16 protein-coding genes and 1 tRNA gene are annotated in these 16,662 nt (G+C 72.7%); 8 read left to right on the top strand and 9 right to left on the bottom strand.

Features of this window, described 5'->3' with window-relative positions:
- Window positions 1-171: 171 nt before the first annotated feature.
- The 3 genes from VGN18_RS16070 to VGN18_RS16060 all read right to left on the bottom strand — a co-directional run bounded on the left by VGN18_RS16070 (window position 172) and on the right by VGN18_RS16060 (window position 2,779).
- Entirely contained in the window at window positions 172-1,152 is a 981-nt protein-coding gene (locus VGN18_RS16070; RefSeq protein WP_327540720.1) for a ribose-phosphate diphosphokinase, read from the bottom strand.
- A 2-nt stretch (window positions 1,153-1,154) separates the two neighbouring features.
- Complete coding sequence (gene glmU / locus VGN18_RS16065; protein ID WP_327540719.1) at window positions 1,155-2,633, bottom strand: bifunctional UDP-N-acetylglucosamine diphosphorylase/glucosamine-1-phosphate N-acetyltransferase GlmU; 1,479 nt, start codon at window positions 2,631-2,633, stop codon at window positions 1,155-1,157.
- A 73-nt stretch (window positions 2,634-2,706) separates the two neighbouring features.
- Window positions 2,707-2,779 (bottom strand) — tRNA-Gln (locus tag VGN18_RS16060).
- Between the two features lie 117 nt (window positions 2,780-2,896).
- Between VGN18_RS16060 and VGN18_RS16055 the strand changes: the two genes are divergently transcribed.
- Window positions 2,897-3,847 (top strand): acyl-CoA desaturase, encoded by a 951-nt coding sequence (locus VGN18_RS16055; RefSeq protein WP_327540718.1) that lies wholly within the window; start codon window positions 2,897-2,899, stop codon window positions 3,845-3,847.
- On the opposite strand, the gene kynU is transcribed toward VGN18_RS16055, so the two are convergent.
- Together kynU and VGN18_RS16045 are read right to left on the bottom strand one after the other, a co-directional pair.
- The gene (gene kynU / locus VGN18_RS16050; RefSeq protein WP_327540717.1) at window positions 3,848-5,083 is read right to left on the bottom strand and encodes a kynureninase; all 1,236 of its coding nucleotides are present in this window, start codon (window positions 5,081-5,083) and stop codon (window positions 3,848-3,850) included.
- The gene (locus VGN18_RS16045; RefSeq protein WP_327540716.1) at window positions 5,076-5,846 is read right to left on the bottom strand and encodes a tryptophan 2,3-dioxygenase; all 771 of its coding nucleotides are present in this window, start codon (window positions 5,844-5,846) and stop codon (window positions 5,076-5,078) included. The genes kynU and VGN18_RS16045 overlap by 8 nt, the downstream gene beginning before the upstream one ends.
- 35 nt (window positions 5,847-5,881) lie before the next feature.
- Between VGN18_RS16045 and VGN18_RS16040 the strand changes: the two genes are divergently transcribed.
- The 3 genes from VGN18_RS16040 (at window position 5,882) to VGN18_RS16030 (ending at window position 8,871) form a co-directional block, all read left to right on the top strand.
- Window positions 5,882-6,520, top strand: coding sequence for a TetR/AcrR family transcriptional regulator (locus VGN18_RS16040; RefSeq protein ID WP_327540715.1), 639 nt, complete (start codon window positions 5,882-5,884; stop codon window positions 6,518-6,520).
- 80 nt (window positions 6,521-6,600) lie between these two features.
- On the top strand, window positions 6,601-7,950 hold the full coding sequence (locus VGN18_RS16035; RefSeq protein WP_327540714.1) for a hypothetical protein: 1,350 nt from the start codon (window positions 6,601-6,603) through the stop codon (window positions 7,948-7,950).
- 9 nt (window positions 7,951-7,959) lie between these two features.
- Window positions 7,960-8,871, top strand: a complete 912-nt coding sequence (locus VGN18_RS16030; protein WP_327540713.1) for a DivIVA domain-containing protein — start codon at window positions 7,960-7,962, stop codon at window positions 8,869-8,871.
- 3 nt (window positions 8,872-8,874) lie between these two features.
- Here the strand turns inward: VGN18_RS16030 and VGN18_RS16025 are convergent, their stop codons facing one another.
- Window positions 8,875-10,617 carry an ABC-F family ATP-binding cassette domain-containing protein gene (locus VGN18_RS16025; protein WP_327540712.1) on the bottom strand — a complete coding sequence of 581 codons (1,743 nt, stop codon included), beginning with the start codon at window positions 10,615-10,617 and terminating at the stop codon, window positions 8,875-8,877.
- Window positions 10,617-11,534 carry a 4-(cytidine 5'-diphospho)-2-C-methyl-D-erythritol kinase gene (locus tag VGN18_RS16020; RefSeq protein WP_349259943.1) on the bottom strand — a complete coding sequence of 306 codons (918 nt, stop codon included), beginning with the start codon at window positions 11,532-11,534 and terminating at the stop codon, window positions 10,617-10,619. The genes VGN18_RS16025 and VGN18_RS16020 overlap by 1 nt, the downstream gene beginning before the upstream one ends.
- Window positions 11,535-11,779: 245 nt before the next feature.
- On the opposite strand from VGN18_RS16020, the gene VGN18_RS16015 reads away from it, so the two are divergent.
- Together VGN18_RS16015 and pth are read left to right on the top strand one after the other, a co-directional pair.
- A complete protein-coding gene (locus tag VGN18_RS16015) occupies window positions 11,780-12,457 on the top strand; it encodes a 50S ribosomal protein L25/general stress protein Ctc (protein WP_327540710.1) in 678 nt (225 codons plus the stop codon).
- A gap of 30 nt (window positions 12,458-12,487) precedes the next feature.
- Entirely contained in the window at window positions 12,488-13,060 is a 573-nt protein-coding gene (gene pth, locus VGN18_RS16010; RefSeq protein WP_327540709.1) for an aminoacyl-tRNA hydrolase, read from the top strand.
- Window positions 13,061-13,151: 91 nt separating this feature from the next.
- Here the strand turns inward: pth and VGN18_RS16005 are convergent, their stop codons facing one another.
- A complete protein-coding gene (locus VGN18_RS16005) occupies window positions 13,152-13,646 on the bottom strand; it encodes a methylated-DNA--[protein]-cysteine S-methyltransferase (RefSeq protein WP_327540708.1) in 495 nt (164 codons plus the stop codon).
- Complete coding sequence (locus tag VGN18_RS16000; RefSeq protein WP_327540707.1) at window positions 13,643-15,091, bottom strand: AlkA N-terminal domain-containing protein; 1,449 nt, start codon at window positions 15,089-15,091, stop codon at window positions 13,643-13,645. The genes VGN18_RS16005 and VGN18_RS16000 overlap by 4 nt, the downstream gene beginning before the upstream one ends.
- A 106-nt stretch (window positions 15,092-15,197) precedes the next feature.
- On the opposite strand from VGN18_RS16000, the gene rfbA reads away from it, so the two are divergent.
- Window positions 15,198-16,097 (top strand): glucose-1-phosphate thymidylyltransferase RfbA, encoded by a 900-nt coding sequence (gene rfbA / locus VGN18_RS15995; RefSeq protein ID WP_327540706.1) that lies wholly within the window; start codon window positions 15,198-15,200, stop codon window positions 16,095-16,097.
- Complete coding sequence (locus tag VGN18_RS15990; RefSeq protein WP_327540705.1) at window positions 16,094-16,651, top strand: dTDP-4-dehydrorhamnose 3,5-epimerase; 558 nt, start codon at window positions 16,094-16,096, stop codon at window positions 16,649-16,651. The genes rfbA and VGN18_RS15990 overlap by 4 nt, the downstream gene beginning before the upstream one ends.
- Window positions 16,652-16,662: the final 11 nt, after the last annotated feature.

Here is a 16,662-nt window from a genome sequence, read left to right as displayed (position 1 = left end):
CTGGTGGGCGACTACGCCGGGGCGCAGTACCAGGCGGGCCGGGTGCGCAAGTTCGGCATCATCTCGCTCTGCGTCAGCATCGGCATCTACGTGCTGATGTTCACGCTGTTCTTCGTCGTGTTCGCGGCGTCGACCTCGTCGACGTCGGTGCAGATCGGGCCCTGACCGGCCTCAGCTGCGGCCGTGGAACAGGCTCGTGACCGAGCCGTCCTCGAAGACCTCCTTGATCGCCTGTCCGAGCAGCGGGGCGATCGAAAGGACGGTCAGCTTGTCGAAGCGCTGCTCCGGGCCGATCGGCAGCGTGTTCGTGACGACCACCTCGCTGATCCGGCTGTTCTTGAGCCGGTCGGTGGCCTCACCGGAGAAGATGCCGTGCGTCGCGGCGATGACAACGTCGGTGGCGCCCTGGTCGAAGAGCAGCTCGGCCGCCTTCGTGATCGAGCCGGCCGTGTCGATCATGTCGTCGATCAGCAGGCAGCAGCGGCCCTCGATCTCACCGACGACGCGGTTGGCGACGACCTCGTTGGCGACGTCGATGCTGCGGGTCTTGTGCACGAACGCGAGGTCACGCCCACCGAGCTCGTCGGCCCACTGCTCGGCCGTGCGCACGCGGCCGGTGTCGGGCGAGACGACGACGAGGTCCTCCTTGCCGTACTTCTCGCGGACGTAGTCGGCGAGCAGCGGCATGGCGAAGAGGTGGTCGACCGGGCCGTCGAAGAACCCCTGGATCTGCGCGGTGTGCAGGTCGACGGCCATGAGCCGGTCGGCGCCAGCGGTCTTGAACAGGTCGGCGATGAGCCGGGCCGAGATCGGCTCGCGGCCGCGGTGCTTCTTGTCCTGCCGGGCGTAGGGGTAGAACGGCGCCACCACGGTGATCCGCTTGGCCGAGGCCCGCTTCAGCGCGTCGACCAGGATCAGGCTCTCCATGAGCCAGTCGTTGATCGGCGTGGTGTGCGCCTGGATGACGAACGCGTCGGTGCCGCGCACCGACTCGTTCGGACGGATGAAGAGTTCGCCGTTCGCGAACTCGCGCCGCGTCGTCGGCGTGACCGACACCCCGATCGACGAGGCGATCTCGTCGGCGAGCTCTGGGTACGCGCCGCCGGAGAGCAGCACCAGGCTCTTGCGGCCCACGACCTGGAGATTCGACATGCTCAGCCTTCGTCCTCGGTGGGTGCCGCATCGGCAGCGAGGGCTCTCGCTGCCGCCTCGGCCGCGGCCGAACCGGCCCGCTTGCGTTGTACCCAGCCTGCCACGTTGCGCTGCTGCGCGCGGGCCACGGCCATGGCTCCCGGCGGGACGTCCTGGGTGATGATCGAACCGGCGGCGGTGTAGGCGCCGTCACCGACGTTCACCGGCGCCACGAACATGTTGTCGGCACCGGTGCGGGCGTGGCTGCCGATCGTGGTGTGGTGCTTGGCCACACCGTCGTAATTGACGAAGACGGTGGCGGCGCCGATGTTGCTGCGCTCGCCGATCGTCGCGTCGCCGACGTAGGTCAGGTGCGGCACCTTGCTGCCGGTGCCGACCTCGGCCTTCTTCAGCTCGACGTAGGTGCCGATGTGCACCTCGTCGTGCAGGACGGTGCCGGGACGCAGGTAGGCGAACGGGCCGATGGTGACCCCGGCGCCGACGCGGGAGTCGACCGCGACGCAGCGCTGGATCCGCGTCGCGGCACCCACGCTCGTGTTCGTGAGCGTGACGTCGGGGCCGATCTCGGCACCGGCCGCGACACTCGTCGCGCCGTGCAGGTAGACCGACGGCAGCAGCGTGACGTCGGGCTCGAGAGTGACCTCGGCGTCGAGCCAGGTGCTCGCCGGGTCGACGACGGTCACGCCGGCCCGCATGTGGGCCTCGAGCAGGCGGTCGTTGTAGGTACGGTGCGCCGCCGCGAGCTGCACGCGGTCGTTGCAGCCCGCCGTTTCGTCGGCGGACGCGATGACGGCGGCGACGCGGTGCCCGTCGGCCACGAGGATGCCGATGACGTCGGGCAGGTACTCCTCGCCCTGCGCGTTGTCGGTCGAGAGCCGGGTGACGGCGTCGCGCAGTAGCGCGTGGTCGAAGGCGTAGACGCTCGTCGCGACCTCGGCCACCGCGAGCTCGTCGGCCGAGGCGTCCTTGTGCTCTACGACGCGGGCCACGGCGCCGTCGGCGCCGCGGATGACCCGCCCGTAACCGGTCGGGTCGGGCAGCACGCTCGTCAGCAGCGTGGCGGCGGCCCCGCTCGCGGCGTGCTCGGCGACCAGCGCGCCCAGCGCGGAGGCGGTCAGCAGCGGGGCGTCGCCCGGCACGACCACGACGGTGCCGACGGCATCGGCCGGGACGGCGCCCTGCAGCGCGAGGCGGACGGCGTGACCGGTGCCGTTCTGCTCGTCCTGGTCGACGGTGGCGGCCTCGGGGGCGATGCCGGCCAGGTGCTCGACGACCTCGTCGCGCCGGTGGCCGACGACGACGACGGTGCGCTCGGCGGCCAGCGGCCGGGCCGCGGCGAGCACGTGGCCGAGCATGGAGCGGCCGGCGAAGCCGTGCAGCACCTTGGGCCGGGCCGCCGACTTCATCCGGGTGCCCTCGCCGGCGGCGAGGACGACGACCGCGGCGGGGGGAGCGGAGGAACCGGATGCTGTCTCGGGCACTGTGCAGGGTCCTCTCGCCGCGGGCGTCCGCGCTCGATCTCGTCTTTCGGTGGTGTGCGTCGGTGGACTGAAGCTGGGGGACTCGGACTCGAACCGAGACTGCACGGCTCCAAAGGCCGGCGGGCTGCCGATTACCCCATCCCCCACTGTTCGCGGGCTCCAGCGTATTTCATGAGAGGCGGGCCGCCGCCGACTGTCTTCCTACGTTTGCGTAAGTTACGCTGCCGTAACCGCAGGACGACCCGAGCGTAGGGACAGTGCACATGACTCTTCTCGACGACCGCCCGAGCGGGCCGCCGCCCGGTGGCACCAAGCCGGTGTTCGAGGGCACCAAGCGGCGCGGTGAGCAGCTCATGCTCTACACCTTCGTCATCGTCCCCTTCCTCGCCTTCGTCGCCGCGATCCCGGTGGCGTGGGGTCGGGGGTTGGGCTGGACGGACATCGCCCTGTTCCTCGTCTTCTACATCGCCTCCGGCCTGGGCATCACGGTCGGCTACCACCGGCTGTTCACCCACTCGTCGTTCAAGGCGAACCGGCCGCTGCGGATCGGGCTGGCGATCGCCGGCTCGCTGGCGATCGAGGGTCCGGTCATCCGCTGGGTGGCCGACCACCGCCGCCACCACGCGTTCAGCGACCGCGAGGGCGACCCGCACTCGCCGTGGCGCTTCGGCGACACCGTTCCGGCGCTGATGAAGGGCTTTTGGTTCGCTCACCTCGGCTGGCTGTTCGACCTCGAACACACGAACCGTGACAAGTACACGCCCGACCTCATGCGCGACAAGGACATCCGCCTCGTCGACACCCTCTTCCCGCTGTGGGTCGTGGTCTCGCTCGTGGCGCCCGCGCTGCTCGGCGGGCTGATCACGCTGTCATGGGCCGGCGCCCTCTCGGCGTTCTTCTGGGCCTCGCTCGTGCGCATCTTCGTGCTGCACCACGTCACCTGGTCGATCAACTCGGTGTGCCACATGGTGGGCGAGCGGCCGTTCACGGCCCGCGACAAGAGCGCCAACTTCTGGCCGCTCGCGATCGTGAGCTTCGGCGAGAGCTGGCACAACCTGCATCACGCCGACCCGACCGCCGCTCGCCACGGGGTGCTGCGGGGTCAGCTCGACGAGTCGGCCCGGGTCATCTGGTTCTTCGAGAAGCTGGGCTGGGCCACGGACGTGCGCTGGCCCAAGCCGGAGCGGATCGAGAAGCTCAAGGCCACCGCCTGATCAGGTGACGGCGGCGCGCTGCGCGTAGGCGGGGTTGCGCCACTCCTCCTTCGCGAGGACGTCGTGCAGCGTGTCCATGGCATCCCATACCTGCTGGTAGGTCAGGTACAGCGGTGCGAAGCCGAGGCGCAGCAGGTCAGGGGCGCGGAAGTCGCCGATCACGCCGCGGGCGATGAGCGCCTGGGTGACCTCGTAGGCGAAGGGCATGCGCAACGCCACCTGCGAGCCACGCCGGTGCGGTTCGCGCGGGGTGACGACCTCGACCGCGGGCAGTGCGGCGTCGGCGTAGCGGATCACCAGCTCGGTGAGCGCGAGCGACTTCGCCCGCACGTCGCTCATCGCGACGCCGTCGAAGACGTCGAGGGCGGCGTCCAGGGCCCGCATCGACAGCACCGGCGGCGTCCCGATCCGGGCCCGTTCGATCCCGGGCGCCGGCGCGTAGCCGGGCGCCAGGTCGAAGGGCGCGACGTGCCCCTGCCAGCCGGTGAGCGGCAGATCGATCAGCGGGTGGTGCCGCCCGGCGAGGTAGATCCAGGCCGGGGCACCCGGGCCGCCGTTGAGGTACTTGTACGAGCAGCCCACGGCCGCGTCGGCGCCGATCGAGTCCAGCTCGAACGGCAGCGCGCCCGCCGCGTGGGCGAGGTCCCACAGCATCAGCGCGCCGGCCGCGTGCACCTGGGCGGTGACCGCGGCGGCGTCCCACAGCGTGCCGGTGCGGTAGTCGACGGCACTGAACGACACCAGCGCGACGTTCGCGTCGAGCACCTGCGCCAGCTCCGCCGGGTGCACCCGCACCAGCTGCATCCCGAGCAGCCGCGCGGCCGACCCGGCGATGTACTGGTCGGTCGGGAAGTTGTCGCCGTCGGTCACGATCACGCGCCGCTGCGGGTTGAGCCGGGCCAGCGCGACGACCGCCTGGAAGAGCTGGATCGTCGTGGAGTCGCCACACATGATCTGGCCCGCCGCCGCGCCGACGAGCGCGCCGATGCGGTCGCCCACCCGGGCCGGCAGGGTCCACCAGCCGTTGGCGTTCCACGAGGTGATGAGGTCGCGGCCCCACTGCCGGTCGACGGTGTCCTCGAGCGCGGCCGACACCGCCACCGGCAGCGCGCCGAGGGAGTTGCCGTCGAGGTAGACGCCGTGCTCGGGCAGGTGGAAGCGGGCCCGCACGTAGCCGAGCGGGTCGGCCGCGTCGGCGGCGACGGCGTCGTCGCGGGTCCGGATCGGCTCAGGCACCGCGCACCGCCCACAGGTCGGGGAAGGCCGGCCGGAACAGGGTCGAGCGCAGGTAGGCCGCGCCGGCGGAACCGCCGGTGCCGATCTGCGCGCCGATGATCCGCTCCACCATCTTCACGTGCCGGTAGCGCCACTCCTGCATGCCCTCGTCGATGTCCACGAGCGCCTCGCAGACCTCGGCCGCGGCGCCGGTCTCGTCGGCGTAGACCGCCTCGAGCAGGTGCAGGATGTCCGGGTCACCCCCCGGCCACGGGGTCGCCGGGTCGCGCTCCAGTGCGGCGGCGGGGACGTCCTGCCCCGTGCCGGCGAGGAAGCGGAGCAGCGAGTCGAAGACCGAGCGCCGGGTGAGGGCGGCTGCGGTGCCGGCATGGCCACCGGCGTCGAGGTCGCGGCGTCCGAACACCGCCTCGATCTCGCGGAACTGCTCGCTCTGGAAGCCGCTCGACCCGCCGAGCTGCGGGCGGAACGACGCGAACTGGCGCGGGGTCATCGTCTCGAGCACGTCGAGCTGGCCGACGATCGTCTTGAGGATCTTGGCGATGCGCCGGGCGGTGTGCTGGGCCCCCGCGGCGTTGCCCGCCTCGAGCCGGGCCTGCAGCAGCGCCGCCTCGTGCAGGATCTGCTTGAACCAGAGCTCGTAGACCTGGTGGATGATCACGAAGAGCAGCTCGTCGTGCTCGTCGGTGCGGGGCGACTGGCAGGCCAGCAGGTCCGACAGCCGCAGATAGCTGCCGTACGTCAGAGGCTCGGTCGGTGCGGTCATGGAATCATCATGGGTGATGGACACGGAGTTGAACCATGAGTGAGGTCGAGTCGCGACCCCGCGTGCGGATGACCGGACGCGAGCGGCGCGAGCAACTTCTCACCGTCGGGCGCGCCCTGTTCGCCGAAAAGGGCTTCGAGGGCACCTCGATCGAGGAGATCGCCGCCCGGGCCGGGGTCAGCAAGCCGGTCGTCTACGAGCACTTCGGCGGCAAGGAGGGGCTGTACGCCGTCGTCGTCGACCGCGAGATGTCCAACCTGCTCGACCGCCTCACCCAGGCGCTGTCGGCCGGCGCCCCGCACGACCTCGTCGAGCAGGCGGCCCTGGCGCTGCTCACCTACATCGAGGAGGAGACGGACGGGTTCCGCATCCTCGCCCGCGATTCGCCGATGGCCGGGTCGCCCGGCACCTTCTCGTCCCTGCTGAACGACATCGCCAGCCAGGTCGAACACATCCTCGGCCGCGAGTTCGAGCGCCGCGGCATCAACACCGAGCACGCCCCGATGTACGCCCAGATGCTCGTCGGGATGGTCGCCCTCACCGGCATGTGGTGGCTGGAGGAACGCACCCCGAAGCGGGAGGAGGTCGCGGCCCACCTCGTCAACCTCGGGTGGAACGGGCTGGCCCACCTCGAGGCCGAGCCGCGCCCGCTCGGGAGGCGCCGCCGCCGATGACCCGCCCGGACGATCCCCTCGAGCAACCAGACGATCCCCTCGAGCAACCACCTGTGCGCGAAACTGCTGAGCCTGCGACGATGACCCCCATGCACGGGGAGCCCGCGACGTGGGAACAGACCGAGCAGCCGTCGGATCCGACGCTGCCCGGCCGGCCCACGCCGTTCCGTCGGCTCATCGGCTCGGCCCCGATGACGGCCGACCCTGACGCCGAGGCGCAGGCGATCATCGACGACGCGCTGGCTCAGGCCGCGCTCGTGGTCGCGCGGGCCGAGGATGCCGCCGACGCCCTGCTGGCCGATGCCCGCGAGGACGCCGAGCGTCAGGCCGTCGACAGCCGCACCACCGCGAAGGTGCTGCGCGACCAGGCCGAGGCCATCGTCGCCGCCGCCCGGCAGCGGGCCCAGGAGCTCGACGCCGACACCGATCGCCGCCGGACCGAGCACGAGGCCGAGCTCACCGAGGCGCGCCGCGCCCACGACGCCGACCTCGCCGCCCGCCGGGCCGAGTTCGACGCCACCCGCGACGCCGACGCCGAGGCCGAACGCATCCGGGTCGCCGCGCTCATCGCCCAGGCCGACGACGACGCCGACGCGATCCGGGCCGAGGCGAAGCAGCACGTCGACCGCGCGGTCGCGGAGGCCGAGAGCATCCGGGCCCAGGCCCGTGCCGACAGCACGAAACTCGTCGACGACACCCGTGAGAGCCTCGCCGCCGAGATCGCCGAGGCCGCCGAGCAGACCACCTGGACGAAGCAGACGATGGCCGACCTGCTGGCCGCCGCCGAGGTCGACGCCGACGCGATGCGCCGGCGCGCCCAGGAGGAGGCCGACCGCACCCTCGCCGAGGCGCGGGCCGAGGCCGAGAAGATCCGCACCGAGGCCGAGGCCCGGCGCGACGCGCTGGCCGAGGCCGGGGCCATCGAGCGCCAGGCCGCGAGCACCGAGGCCGCGGCCCTGCTCGAGAGCGCCAACGCCGACGCCGCCCAGATCCGGCAGCTGGCCGGCGACGACGCCGAGCAGATCCTGACCCAGGCCGACGAGCAGGCCCGGGCCGCGGCCGAGCGGGGCGAACACCGCCTGGCCCAGGCCGAGGCCGGGTCCAAGGCGGTGCGCGAGCGAGCCGCCGACGACCTCGCCCGGGTGCAGAACGAGACCCGGGAACTGCGTCGCAGCGCCAAGGACGAGGCGGCGCGTACGCTCTCCGAGGCCCGGACCGAGGCCGACGAGCTCCGCGCCACGGCCCGGACCCTCCTCGCCGAGGCCCGCGCCGAGGTCGCCGTACTCACCGCCCACCGCGACGAGATCAGCAAGCAACTCGGGGATCTCTCGGGCGTGATCAATGCCCTCGCGGTCGCCGACCGTCCGGCGACGACGCCGCTGTCGACATCGACCGAGCCCGAAGCACCACCACCTTCACACAGTGACTGAGAGAGCCCGATGAGCGAGCAGAGCACCAGCACCTTCCGGACCGTCATGCGCGGCTACGACCCGGCCGAGGTCGACCGCCACCTCGCCGAGCTCTCCCGGTCGCAGGCCGAGTCGGCCCACCGGGCCGACGAGCTCGCTCAGCAGGTGAGTGCCTTGCAGCAGCAGGCCTCCGCCTCGGCCGACGCGGTCAAGCAGGCCAAGCCCCAGCCGCCGGCCGAGCCGACCTTCCACGACTTCGGCAAGCGCGTCGGCCGCATCCTCGCGATGGCCGAGGAGGAGGCCGAGGAGATGCGCAGCGCCGCGGTCGCCGAGGTGCACCGCAGCCTCGAGGAGGCCGAGGGCCAGGCCAACACGATGCGCGAGGACGCCGACAAGTACGCCCGCGAGACCGTCGACGCCGCCAACAGCGAGGCCGCCCGCATCGTCGAGGACGCGAAGCGCAGCGCGGACCAGATGATCGACGAGGCCGAGCGGCGCGCGATGTCGCGGCGCAGCGAGGCCGAGGCGATGTACGAGGAGCAGCGGGCCCGTTCGGCCAAGGCCGCCGCCGACTTCGAGAAGACGCTCGCCGAGCGCCGCGACAAGGCCGAGGCGATCTTCCAGTCCCGCACCGACGAGGCCGAGCAGGCCCTCGACGAGGCGCGTGACCGCGTCGCCAAGATGCGGGCGCAGAGCGATCAGATCGCCAGCGAGGCGCAGCGCCGCGCGGCGCAGCTGCAGGCCGAGTCGGAGCAGAAGGCCGAGCAGATCGTCGCCGAGGCCACCGCCCGCGCCGACCGCGTCCGTGACGAGTCCGAGCGCGAGCTCGCCGCCGCCACGCAGCGCCGCAACGCGATCAACGCCCAGCTGACCAACGTCCGCCAGATGCTGGCGACGCTGTCGGGCACCAACCCGACGGCCAACTCCGGTGGCGAGGAGTAGGGCTCAGTCGGTCTCGTCGGCGAGCTCGAGCCACGCCTCCTCGGCCGCCTCGCGCTCGGCGACGACGTCGCGCAGCTCGGCGTCGAGCTCGGCCACCTTGCCGTAGTCGGTGGCGTGCTCGGCCAGCTGGTCGTGCAGCTTCTGCTCGCGCCGCTGCAGGCTCTCCATGCGCCGCTCGAGCCGGGTGAGCTCCTTGCGGGCGGCCCGGGTGTCGCCGCGCTTCTCCCGCCGCTCCTCGACCGCGGCGTCGGCGCGGGCCGCCCGCCGGGAGAGGTACTCGTCGACCCCGCCGGGCAGCGCGGCCAGCGAGCCGTCGCCGAGCAGCGCGACGGTCGTGTCGCACACCCGCTCCAGCAGGTAGCGGTCGTGGCTGACCACGACGATCGTCCCGGCCCAGCCGTCGAGCAGGTCCTCGAGCGCGGCCAGCGTGTCGGTGTCGAGGTCGTTGGTGGGCTCGTCGAGCAGCAGCAGGTTGGGCTGGGTGAGCAGCAGGCGCAGCAGTTGCAGCCGCCGCCGCTCACCGCCGGACAGGTCGCCGACCGGCGTCCACTGCTTCTCGTTCGCGAAGCCGAAGCGCTCGGCGAGCTGGCCGGCGGACAGCTCGACGCCACCGAGCTCGGCCGTGGTGCGCACCTCGCTGACCGCCTCCAGGACCCGGAGCTCGTTCGGCAGCTCGCGGATCTCCTGGGTGAGATGCCCGGTGTGGACGGTCTTGCCGATCGTCACCGTGCCCGACTCGGGGCGCAGGTCGCCGGCGAGCAGCCGCAGCAGGTGCGTCTTGCCCGACCCGTTCACGCCGATGATCCCGATGCGGTCGCCCGGCCCGACGTGCCAGGTGACGTCGTCGAGCAGGGTGCGCTCGCCGCCGACGCGCACCGTGACACCTTCGAGGTCGACGACGGTGCGCCCGAGCCGCCGCTGCGCGAGCGCCTTGAGCTCGACAGTGCTGCGGGGGGCGGGGACGTCGGCGATCAGCGCCTCGGCGGCGTCGATGCGGAACTGCGGCTTGGACGTGCGGGCCGGCGGACCGCGGCGCAGCCAGGCGAGCTCCTTGCGCAGCAGGTTCTGCCGCTTGGCCTCGGTGGCGTCGGCCTGGCGGCCCCGCTCGGCCCGGGCCAGGACGTACGCCGCGTACCCGCCGTCGAACTGCCGCACGACGCCGTCGCCGAGCTCCCAGGTGCGCTCGCAGACGGCGTCGAGGAACCAGCGGTCGTGGGTGACGACGAGCAGCGCGCCGCGGCGGCCGCGCAGGTGGGCCGCGAGCCAGGTGATGCCCTCGACGTCGAGGTGGTTGGTCGGCTCGTCCAGCACCAGCAGTTCGGCCTGCTGCACGAGCGCCCGCGCGAGGGCGACGCGGCGCCGCTCGCCGCCGGAGAGCCGGGCCACGTCGGCGTCCAACCCGACCGCGGCCAGTCCGAGCCCGGCCAGGATCTCGCGGACGGCGGCGTCGCCGGCCCACTCGTGCTCGGCGCCGTCGCCGACGACCACGGTGCGCACGCTGGTGCCGGCCGGCAGCTCGCCGCGTTGGTCGACGCTCGCGAGCCGGATGCCGCCGGTGCGCGTGACCCGGCCGGTGTCGGGCGTCTCCTCGCCCAGGATGAGCTTCAGCAGGGTGGACTTGCCCCCGCAGTTGCGGCCGACGACGCCGATGCGCTCGCCGTCGGCGATACCGAGGGAGACGCCGTCGAGGACGACGGTCGTGCCGAAGGTCTTGCCGACGCCCTCGAGGTTGACGAGGTTCGCCATCAGCCGGCCACCCTGGCTCCGGCGGCCGGGCCGGTCGCCGTCCGGGCCGAGCGGACAACGCCGTCGGCGGTCAGGTCGGCGGCCAGTTGCGCGGCGGCGGCGGCGTCCGGGCAGAGGAAGGCGCAGGTGGGCCCGGAGCCGGAGACGAGGGCGGCCAGGGCGCCGCGCCGACGTCCGGCGTCGAGGGTGGCCCGGAGGGTGGGCGCGAGCGAGAGCGCGGCCGGTTCGAGATCGTTGACGAGGGCGGCGGCGACCGCGGCGACATCGCCGTCGGCCAGGGCGGCGAGCAGGCGGTCCGGGTCACCGGCCGGCGCGGGGGCGGCGCCGGCCGCGCGCAGGCGGTCGAGTTCGCGGTAGGCGTCGCCGGCGGAGATGCCGAAGTCGGCCAGGGCGAAGACCCAGTGCAGCGTGGCCGCGCAGTCGACCGGTTCGAGGATCTCGCCGCGTCCCGTGCCGACGGCGGTCCCACCGAGCAGCGGGAACGCGGCGTCGCTGCCGAGGCGGGCGGCCAGGGCGGTGAGCTCGGCCGGGCCGGCGTCGAGGTCCCACAGGCGGGCGCAGGCGAGCAGGGCGGCCGCCGCGTCGGCCGAACCGCCGGCCATGCCGCCCGCGACCGGGATCGACTTCGTGATGTGCAACGCGGCACGGGCCGGGACACCGGCGCTCTCGGCGAGCAGCACGGCGGCCCGCCAGGCGAGATTGCCGGCGTCGAGCGGGAGCTCGGCGGCGCCCTCGCCGGACACCGTGAGCGACACGGCGCCGGCCGGCGCGGCCGTCACGTCGTCGGTGAGGTCGACGGCGTGGAAGACGGTGACGAGGTCGTGGAACCCGTCCGGGCGGAGGGGCCCGACCGACAGGTGGAGGTTCACCTTGGCCGGGACGCGGACGCGGATCAGACCGGGGGATCCGGCCGGCATCGCGGTGGGCACTGCGGCGTCGGGCACTCGGGCAACTCTACTGAGACCGCAGGCTGAGGCCGGGCGGCCCGTGTACGTCGGCACCCGCTGGAGCCGGTAAGCTGGTGTGGTTGCCCCGGCGAGGGACCGCCTTCCAGCGGAATCCGTGATCGACGCGGTGTCGTTCGTCGACGCGCGTCCCGCGTCCGAGGCACCGCGACGAGACACCGGAATAACCGCATCGAACGATTTCGAGGAGTACTGCTGTGTCCGAGGTTCGACTGTCCGCCGAGACCCGTACCGAGTTCGGCAAGGGCGGCGCTCGTCGTACCCGCCGCGCGGGTCTGGTGCCCGCTGTCATCTACGGCCACGGTGCCGATCCGCGCCACGTCGCGCTGCCGGCCCGTGAGTTCGCCAACGCGATCCGTCACGGCGGCACCAACGTGCTGCTGACCCTCGACGTCGAGGGCGGCGAGCAGCTCGCCATCCCGAAGTCGATCCAGCGCCACCCCATCAAGGGCCACTTCGAGCACGTCGACCTGCTCGCGGTCCGTCGCGGCGAGAAAGTCACCGTCGACGTCGCGATCCACGTGGTCGGCGACATCGCGCCCGGTGGCCTGCTGGCCCAGGAAAACACGAGCATCAGCGTCGAGGCCGAGGCCACCCACATCCCCACCAGCTTCGAGGTCAGCATCGAGGGGCTCGCGATCGGCAGCCAGATCACCGCCGGTGACGTCAGCCTGCCGTCCGGCTCGACCCTCATCACCGATCCGGAGATCCTGCTGCTCGCGATCAACGAGGCGCCGACCGCCGAGGACCTCGAGGCCGAGGTCGCCGAGGCCGTCGAGGAGCTGGGCATCGTCGAGGAGCCGTCCGACGCCGAGCAGGCCGAGGCCGCCGAGTCCGCGGACGGCGAGAAGCCGGCCGAGGACTCCGCCGAGTAGTTCTCCCTCCGCACCCCGAACACCGACGCCGTGGCCGACGACAGATTCCTTGTCGTCGGCCTCGGCAATCCCGGGCCCAAGTACGCTGCCACCCGGCACAACGCCGGGTTCATGGTCGTCGACCTGCTGGCCGAGCGGATCGGCGGGAAGTTCAAGGCCCACAAGGGCCGCGCCGACCTCGTCGAGGGCCGCCTCGGCGGCATCCCGGTCGTGCTGGCCGAACCCAAGTGCTACATGAACGAGTCCGGCGGCCCGGTCGTCTCGATCGCGCGGTTCTTCAAGGTGCCGATCGAGCGCATCGTCGTCGTCCACGACGAGCTCGACCTGCCCTACGGCTCGCTGCGGCTCAAGCGCGGTGGCGGCGACGGCGGCCACAACGGCCTGCGCTCCACGACCTCGGCGCTGGGCAGCAAGGACTACGCCCGCGTGCGCGTCGGCATCGGCCGCCCGCCCGGCCGCCAGGACCCCGCCGACTACGTCCTGCGCGAGTTCGCCGCCGCCGAGCGCAAGGACCTCGCCTTCCACATCGACCGCGCCGCCGACGCCGTCGAGCTGTTCATCGCCCAGGGCCTGGAAGCCGCCCAGAACCAGTACAACGACTGATCGGTGCGGTTGAGCCGCGCTGGTATGCCGGGCAAGCCGACCACGTACGCGATGAGCGCTCGCGCGAAGAGCCCGCCGCGGTGGATTCAGCTCAGGCGAACAATCCCAGCCGCGCGTGGTCGGCCTCATGGCTCAACAGCCAGCGTTTGGCGTCGAGGCCGCCGCCGTAGCCGGTGAGGGAGCCGTTGGCGCCGACGACGCGATGGCACGGGACGATGATCGAGATCGGGTTCTGGCCGTTGGCGAGGCCGACCGCGCGGGCGGCCGTGGGTCGGCCGATGTTCTCGGCCTGAGCGCCGTAGCTGCGGGTCTCGCCGTAGGGGATCTCGCGCAGCGCCGCCCAGGCCTTGAGCTGGAACGCGGTGCCCGTCGGGTGCAACGGCAGGTCGAAATCGGTACGGGTGCCGGCGAAGTACTCGCCGAGCTGGGTCGAGACGTCGTCGAAGGCGGTGTCGTCCTCGATCCACCCGGGCGCCGGGTCCTGACGGTGCTTGCCGGACGGCATCCAGAGCTCGGTCAGTCCGGTCTCGTCGCGGGCGACGAGCAGGACGCCGAGCGGGGAGTCGATGCGGGTGTACCTGATCATGGTGTGACGCTCCAGAGGTCGGCGTAGAGGTGGGCCCACAGGTGGTAGGTGGCGTAGGTGCGCCAGGGCGACCAGGCCGCCCGCCCGTCGGACAGGTCGAGGCCGAGGTCGGTGGCGGCGCGGCGCACGACGAGGTCGGTGTCGAGCAGGACGTCCGGATGGGCGGCCGCCCGCATGCGCAGGTAATCGGCGGTCCACGGGCCGACGCCGGCGAGCTCGAGCAGCCGGGCCCGGATCTCGTCGCGGTCGACGCCGGGGTCGAGTTCGAGCCCGCCGTCGGCGAACGCGGCGGCGACGGCCTGGACGGAGCGGCCCCGCGCCCGCGGCATCGGCAGCGTCGCCGGGTCCAGCCCGGCCAGCACCTGCGCCGTCGGGAACAGCCGCCACGGCTCGTCCGGGAAGGCGCCCGCACCGTGCTCGGCCACGATGCGACCGAGCACCGTGCGGGCGCCGCCCAGCGAGATCTGCTGCCCGACGACCGTCCGCACCGCCGTCTCGAAACCGTCGACGGTGCCGGGCGCGCGCAGCCCCGGCCGCTTGCCGACCAGCGGGGCCAGCACCGGATCGGCGCCGAGCACGTCGTCGACCGCGGTCGGATCGGCATCGAGGTCGAGCAGCCGACGCACCCGCGCCACGACCGTCACGAGATCGCGGGGGTCGTGCAGGCGGGCCCGGCACAGCACCGCGCCGTCGCCGGGCGCGAGCGACACGAGCGCCGGGCCGCCGGGCGCGGACAGCACCCGGGTGAAGGTGCCGCCCTCGTACCGCTCCAGCCCCGGCACCGCGTGGGCGCCGAGGAAGTCCAGCACGGTCGACACCGTCATCGGCTCGCGGTAGGGCAGCCGCAGCGTGACGATCCCCGCCTCGGCGACGCCCTTCGCGCGCCGCCCGGCCCGCAGCGCGGTCGGGGTCGAGGCGAACACCGTCCGCACCGTGTCGTTGAACTGGCGCACGCTGGCGAACCCGGCCGAGAACGCGACGTCGGTGACCGGCAGATCGGTCGTCTCGAGCAGCACCCGGGCGGTCTGGGCCCGTTGCGAGCGGGCGAGCGCGATCGGCCCGGCGCCGACCTCGGCCATCAGCGTGCGGTGCACCTGGCGCTCGGAGTAGCCGAGCCGTCGAGCGAGACCGGGTACGCCGTCGCGGTCGATGACGCCGTCGGTGATGAGCCGCAGGGCCCGGCCGGCGAGGTCGCCGCGCACGTTCCATTCCGGCGAGCCGGGGGAGGCGTCGGGCCGGCACCGCTTGCAGGCCCGGTAGCCCGCCCGCTGGGCCGCGGCCGCGCTCGGGTGGAAGGTGACGTTGCGTCGCTGCGGGGTGATGGCCGGGCACGACGGCCGGCAGTAGATGCCGGTGGTGCGCACGGCGGTGAAGAACCAACCGTCGAAACGAGGGTCGCGCGACTGCACGGCGCGGTAGCAGGTGTCGGGGTCAGGGAGCAGCACGCGACCCAGTCTGCCTCGCCCCTCCGACAACGGCTGGCGGTTTTCGGACACCGACGTCGTGGGCCTCGTCGCCCGTCGTGATCTCGACCCCTCTAGGCTCGCAGGCATGAGAGGGATCGTGCTGGCGGGCGGTACCGGGACTCGACTGCACCCGGTGACGCGGGCCGTCAGCAAACAGCTGCTGCCGGTCTACGACAAACCGATGATCTACTACCCGATCTCGGTGCTGATGCTGGCCGGCATCCGCGAGATCCTGGTGATCACCACGCCGCACGACCGCGAGCAGTTCGAGCGGCTGCTCGGCGACGGCGCGCAGTGGGGCGTGCGGATCGACTACGCCGTGCAGCCCTCGCCCGACGGCCTGGCCCAGGCGTTCCTCATCGGCGCCGACCACCTCGCCGGCGGCCCGGCCGCGCTCGTCCTCGGCGACAACATCTTCTACGGCCACGGCATCGGCGACACGTTCACCGAATCGGTCGCGACGGTCGAGCGTGACGGTGGCTGCACGCTCTTCGGCTACCGGGTCAGCGATCCCGAGCGCTACGGCGTGGCGATCCTCGATCGCGACGGCACACTGGTCGACATCGAGGAGAAGCCGGAGAAGCCGCGCTCGAACCTCGCCGTGACCGGGCTCTACCTCTACGACCCCGACGTCGTCGAGCTGGCCGGCCGGCTGCAACCGTCCGCCCGCGGCGAGCTCGAGATCACCGATCTCAACCGGGTCTACCTGCAGCGCCAGCAGGCCCGGCTCGTCGACCTCGGTCGGGGGGCCGCCTGGCTCGACACCGGCACCCAGGACGCGATGCTCGAGGCGACCCAGTTCGTGCAGGTGTTGCAGCACCGGCAGGGCATCACCATCGCCTGCCTCGAGGAGGTCGCGATGCGCCGGGGGTACATCACCGCCGAGCAGGCCCTCGTCCTCGGTGAGGAGATGGGGAAATCCGGCTACGCCGACTACCTGCGCCGCACGGCTCGGGAGTTCCTCGAAATGGGCACGCTGCCGTGACGGTCGTCCCGCTGCGCGCCGACGCGACCGCGATCGACGGCCTGCTGCGCATCACGACCAAGACCGTCACCGACCAGCGCGGGACGGTGCGCGAGTTCTTCCGGACCAGCGGCTTCCGCGAGGCCGGGGTGGACGTCCCCGAGCGATGGGCCCAGATCAACCTGACCTTCACCCAGCAGGGCGGCCTGCGCGGGCTGCACGGCGAGGCCACCGACAAGCTGATCGGCATCGCGTCCGGTGAGGCCTTCGGGGCGTGGGTCGATGCCCGCCCCGGATCGCCGACCCGCGGCACGGTGGTGACCGAACGTCTGGCGGTCGGCACGCAGATGCTCGTCCCGGCCGGCGTGTGCAACGGCTTCCAGGCGGTCTCGCCGGACGGCTGCGAATACCTGTACTGCTTCGGCGTGGAGTGGACCCCGGGCATGGCCGCGGTCGCGGTCAACCCGCTCGACCCGGCGCTGGCCATCGACTGGCCGATCCCGCCCGACCCCGGCGATCCGGCGATGGTGTCGGCCAAGGACGCCGCGGCCCCGCTCTTCGCGGAGCTCGCATGAGCGACGCCGGC

Origin of the sequence: Jatrophihabitans sp., assembly GCF_036000465.1 — a bacterium.
Classification (GTDB): Bacteria; Actinomycetota; Actinomycetes; order Mycobacteriales; family Jatrophihabitantaceae; genus Jatrophihabitans.
Note: the sequence above shows the minus strand (reverse complement) of the source record. Positions and strands in the feature narration are given on the sequence as shown.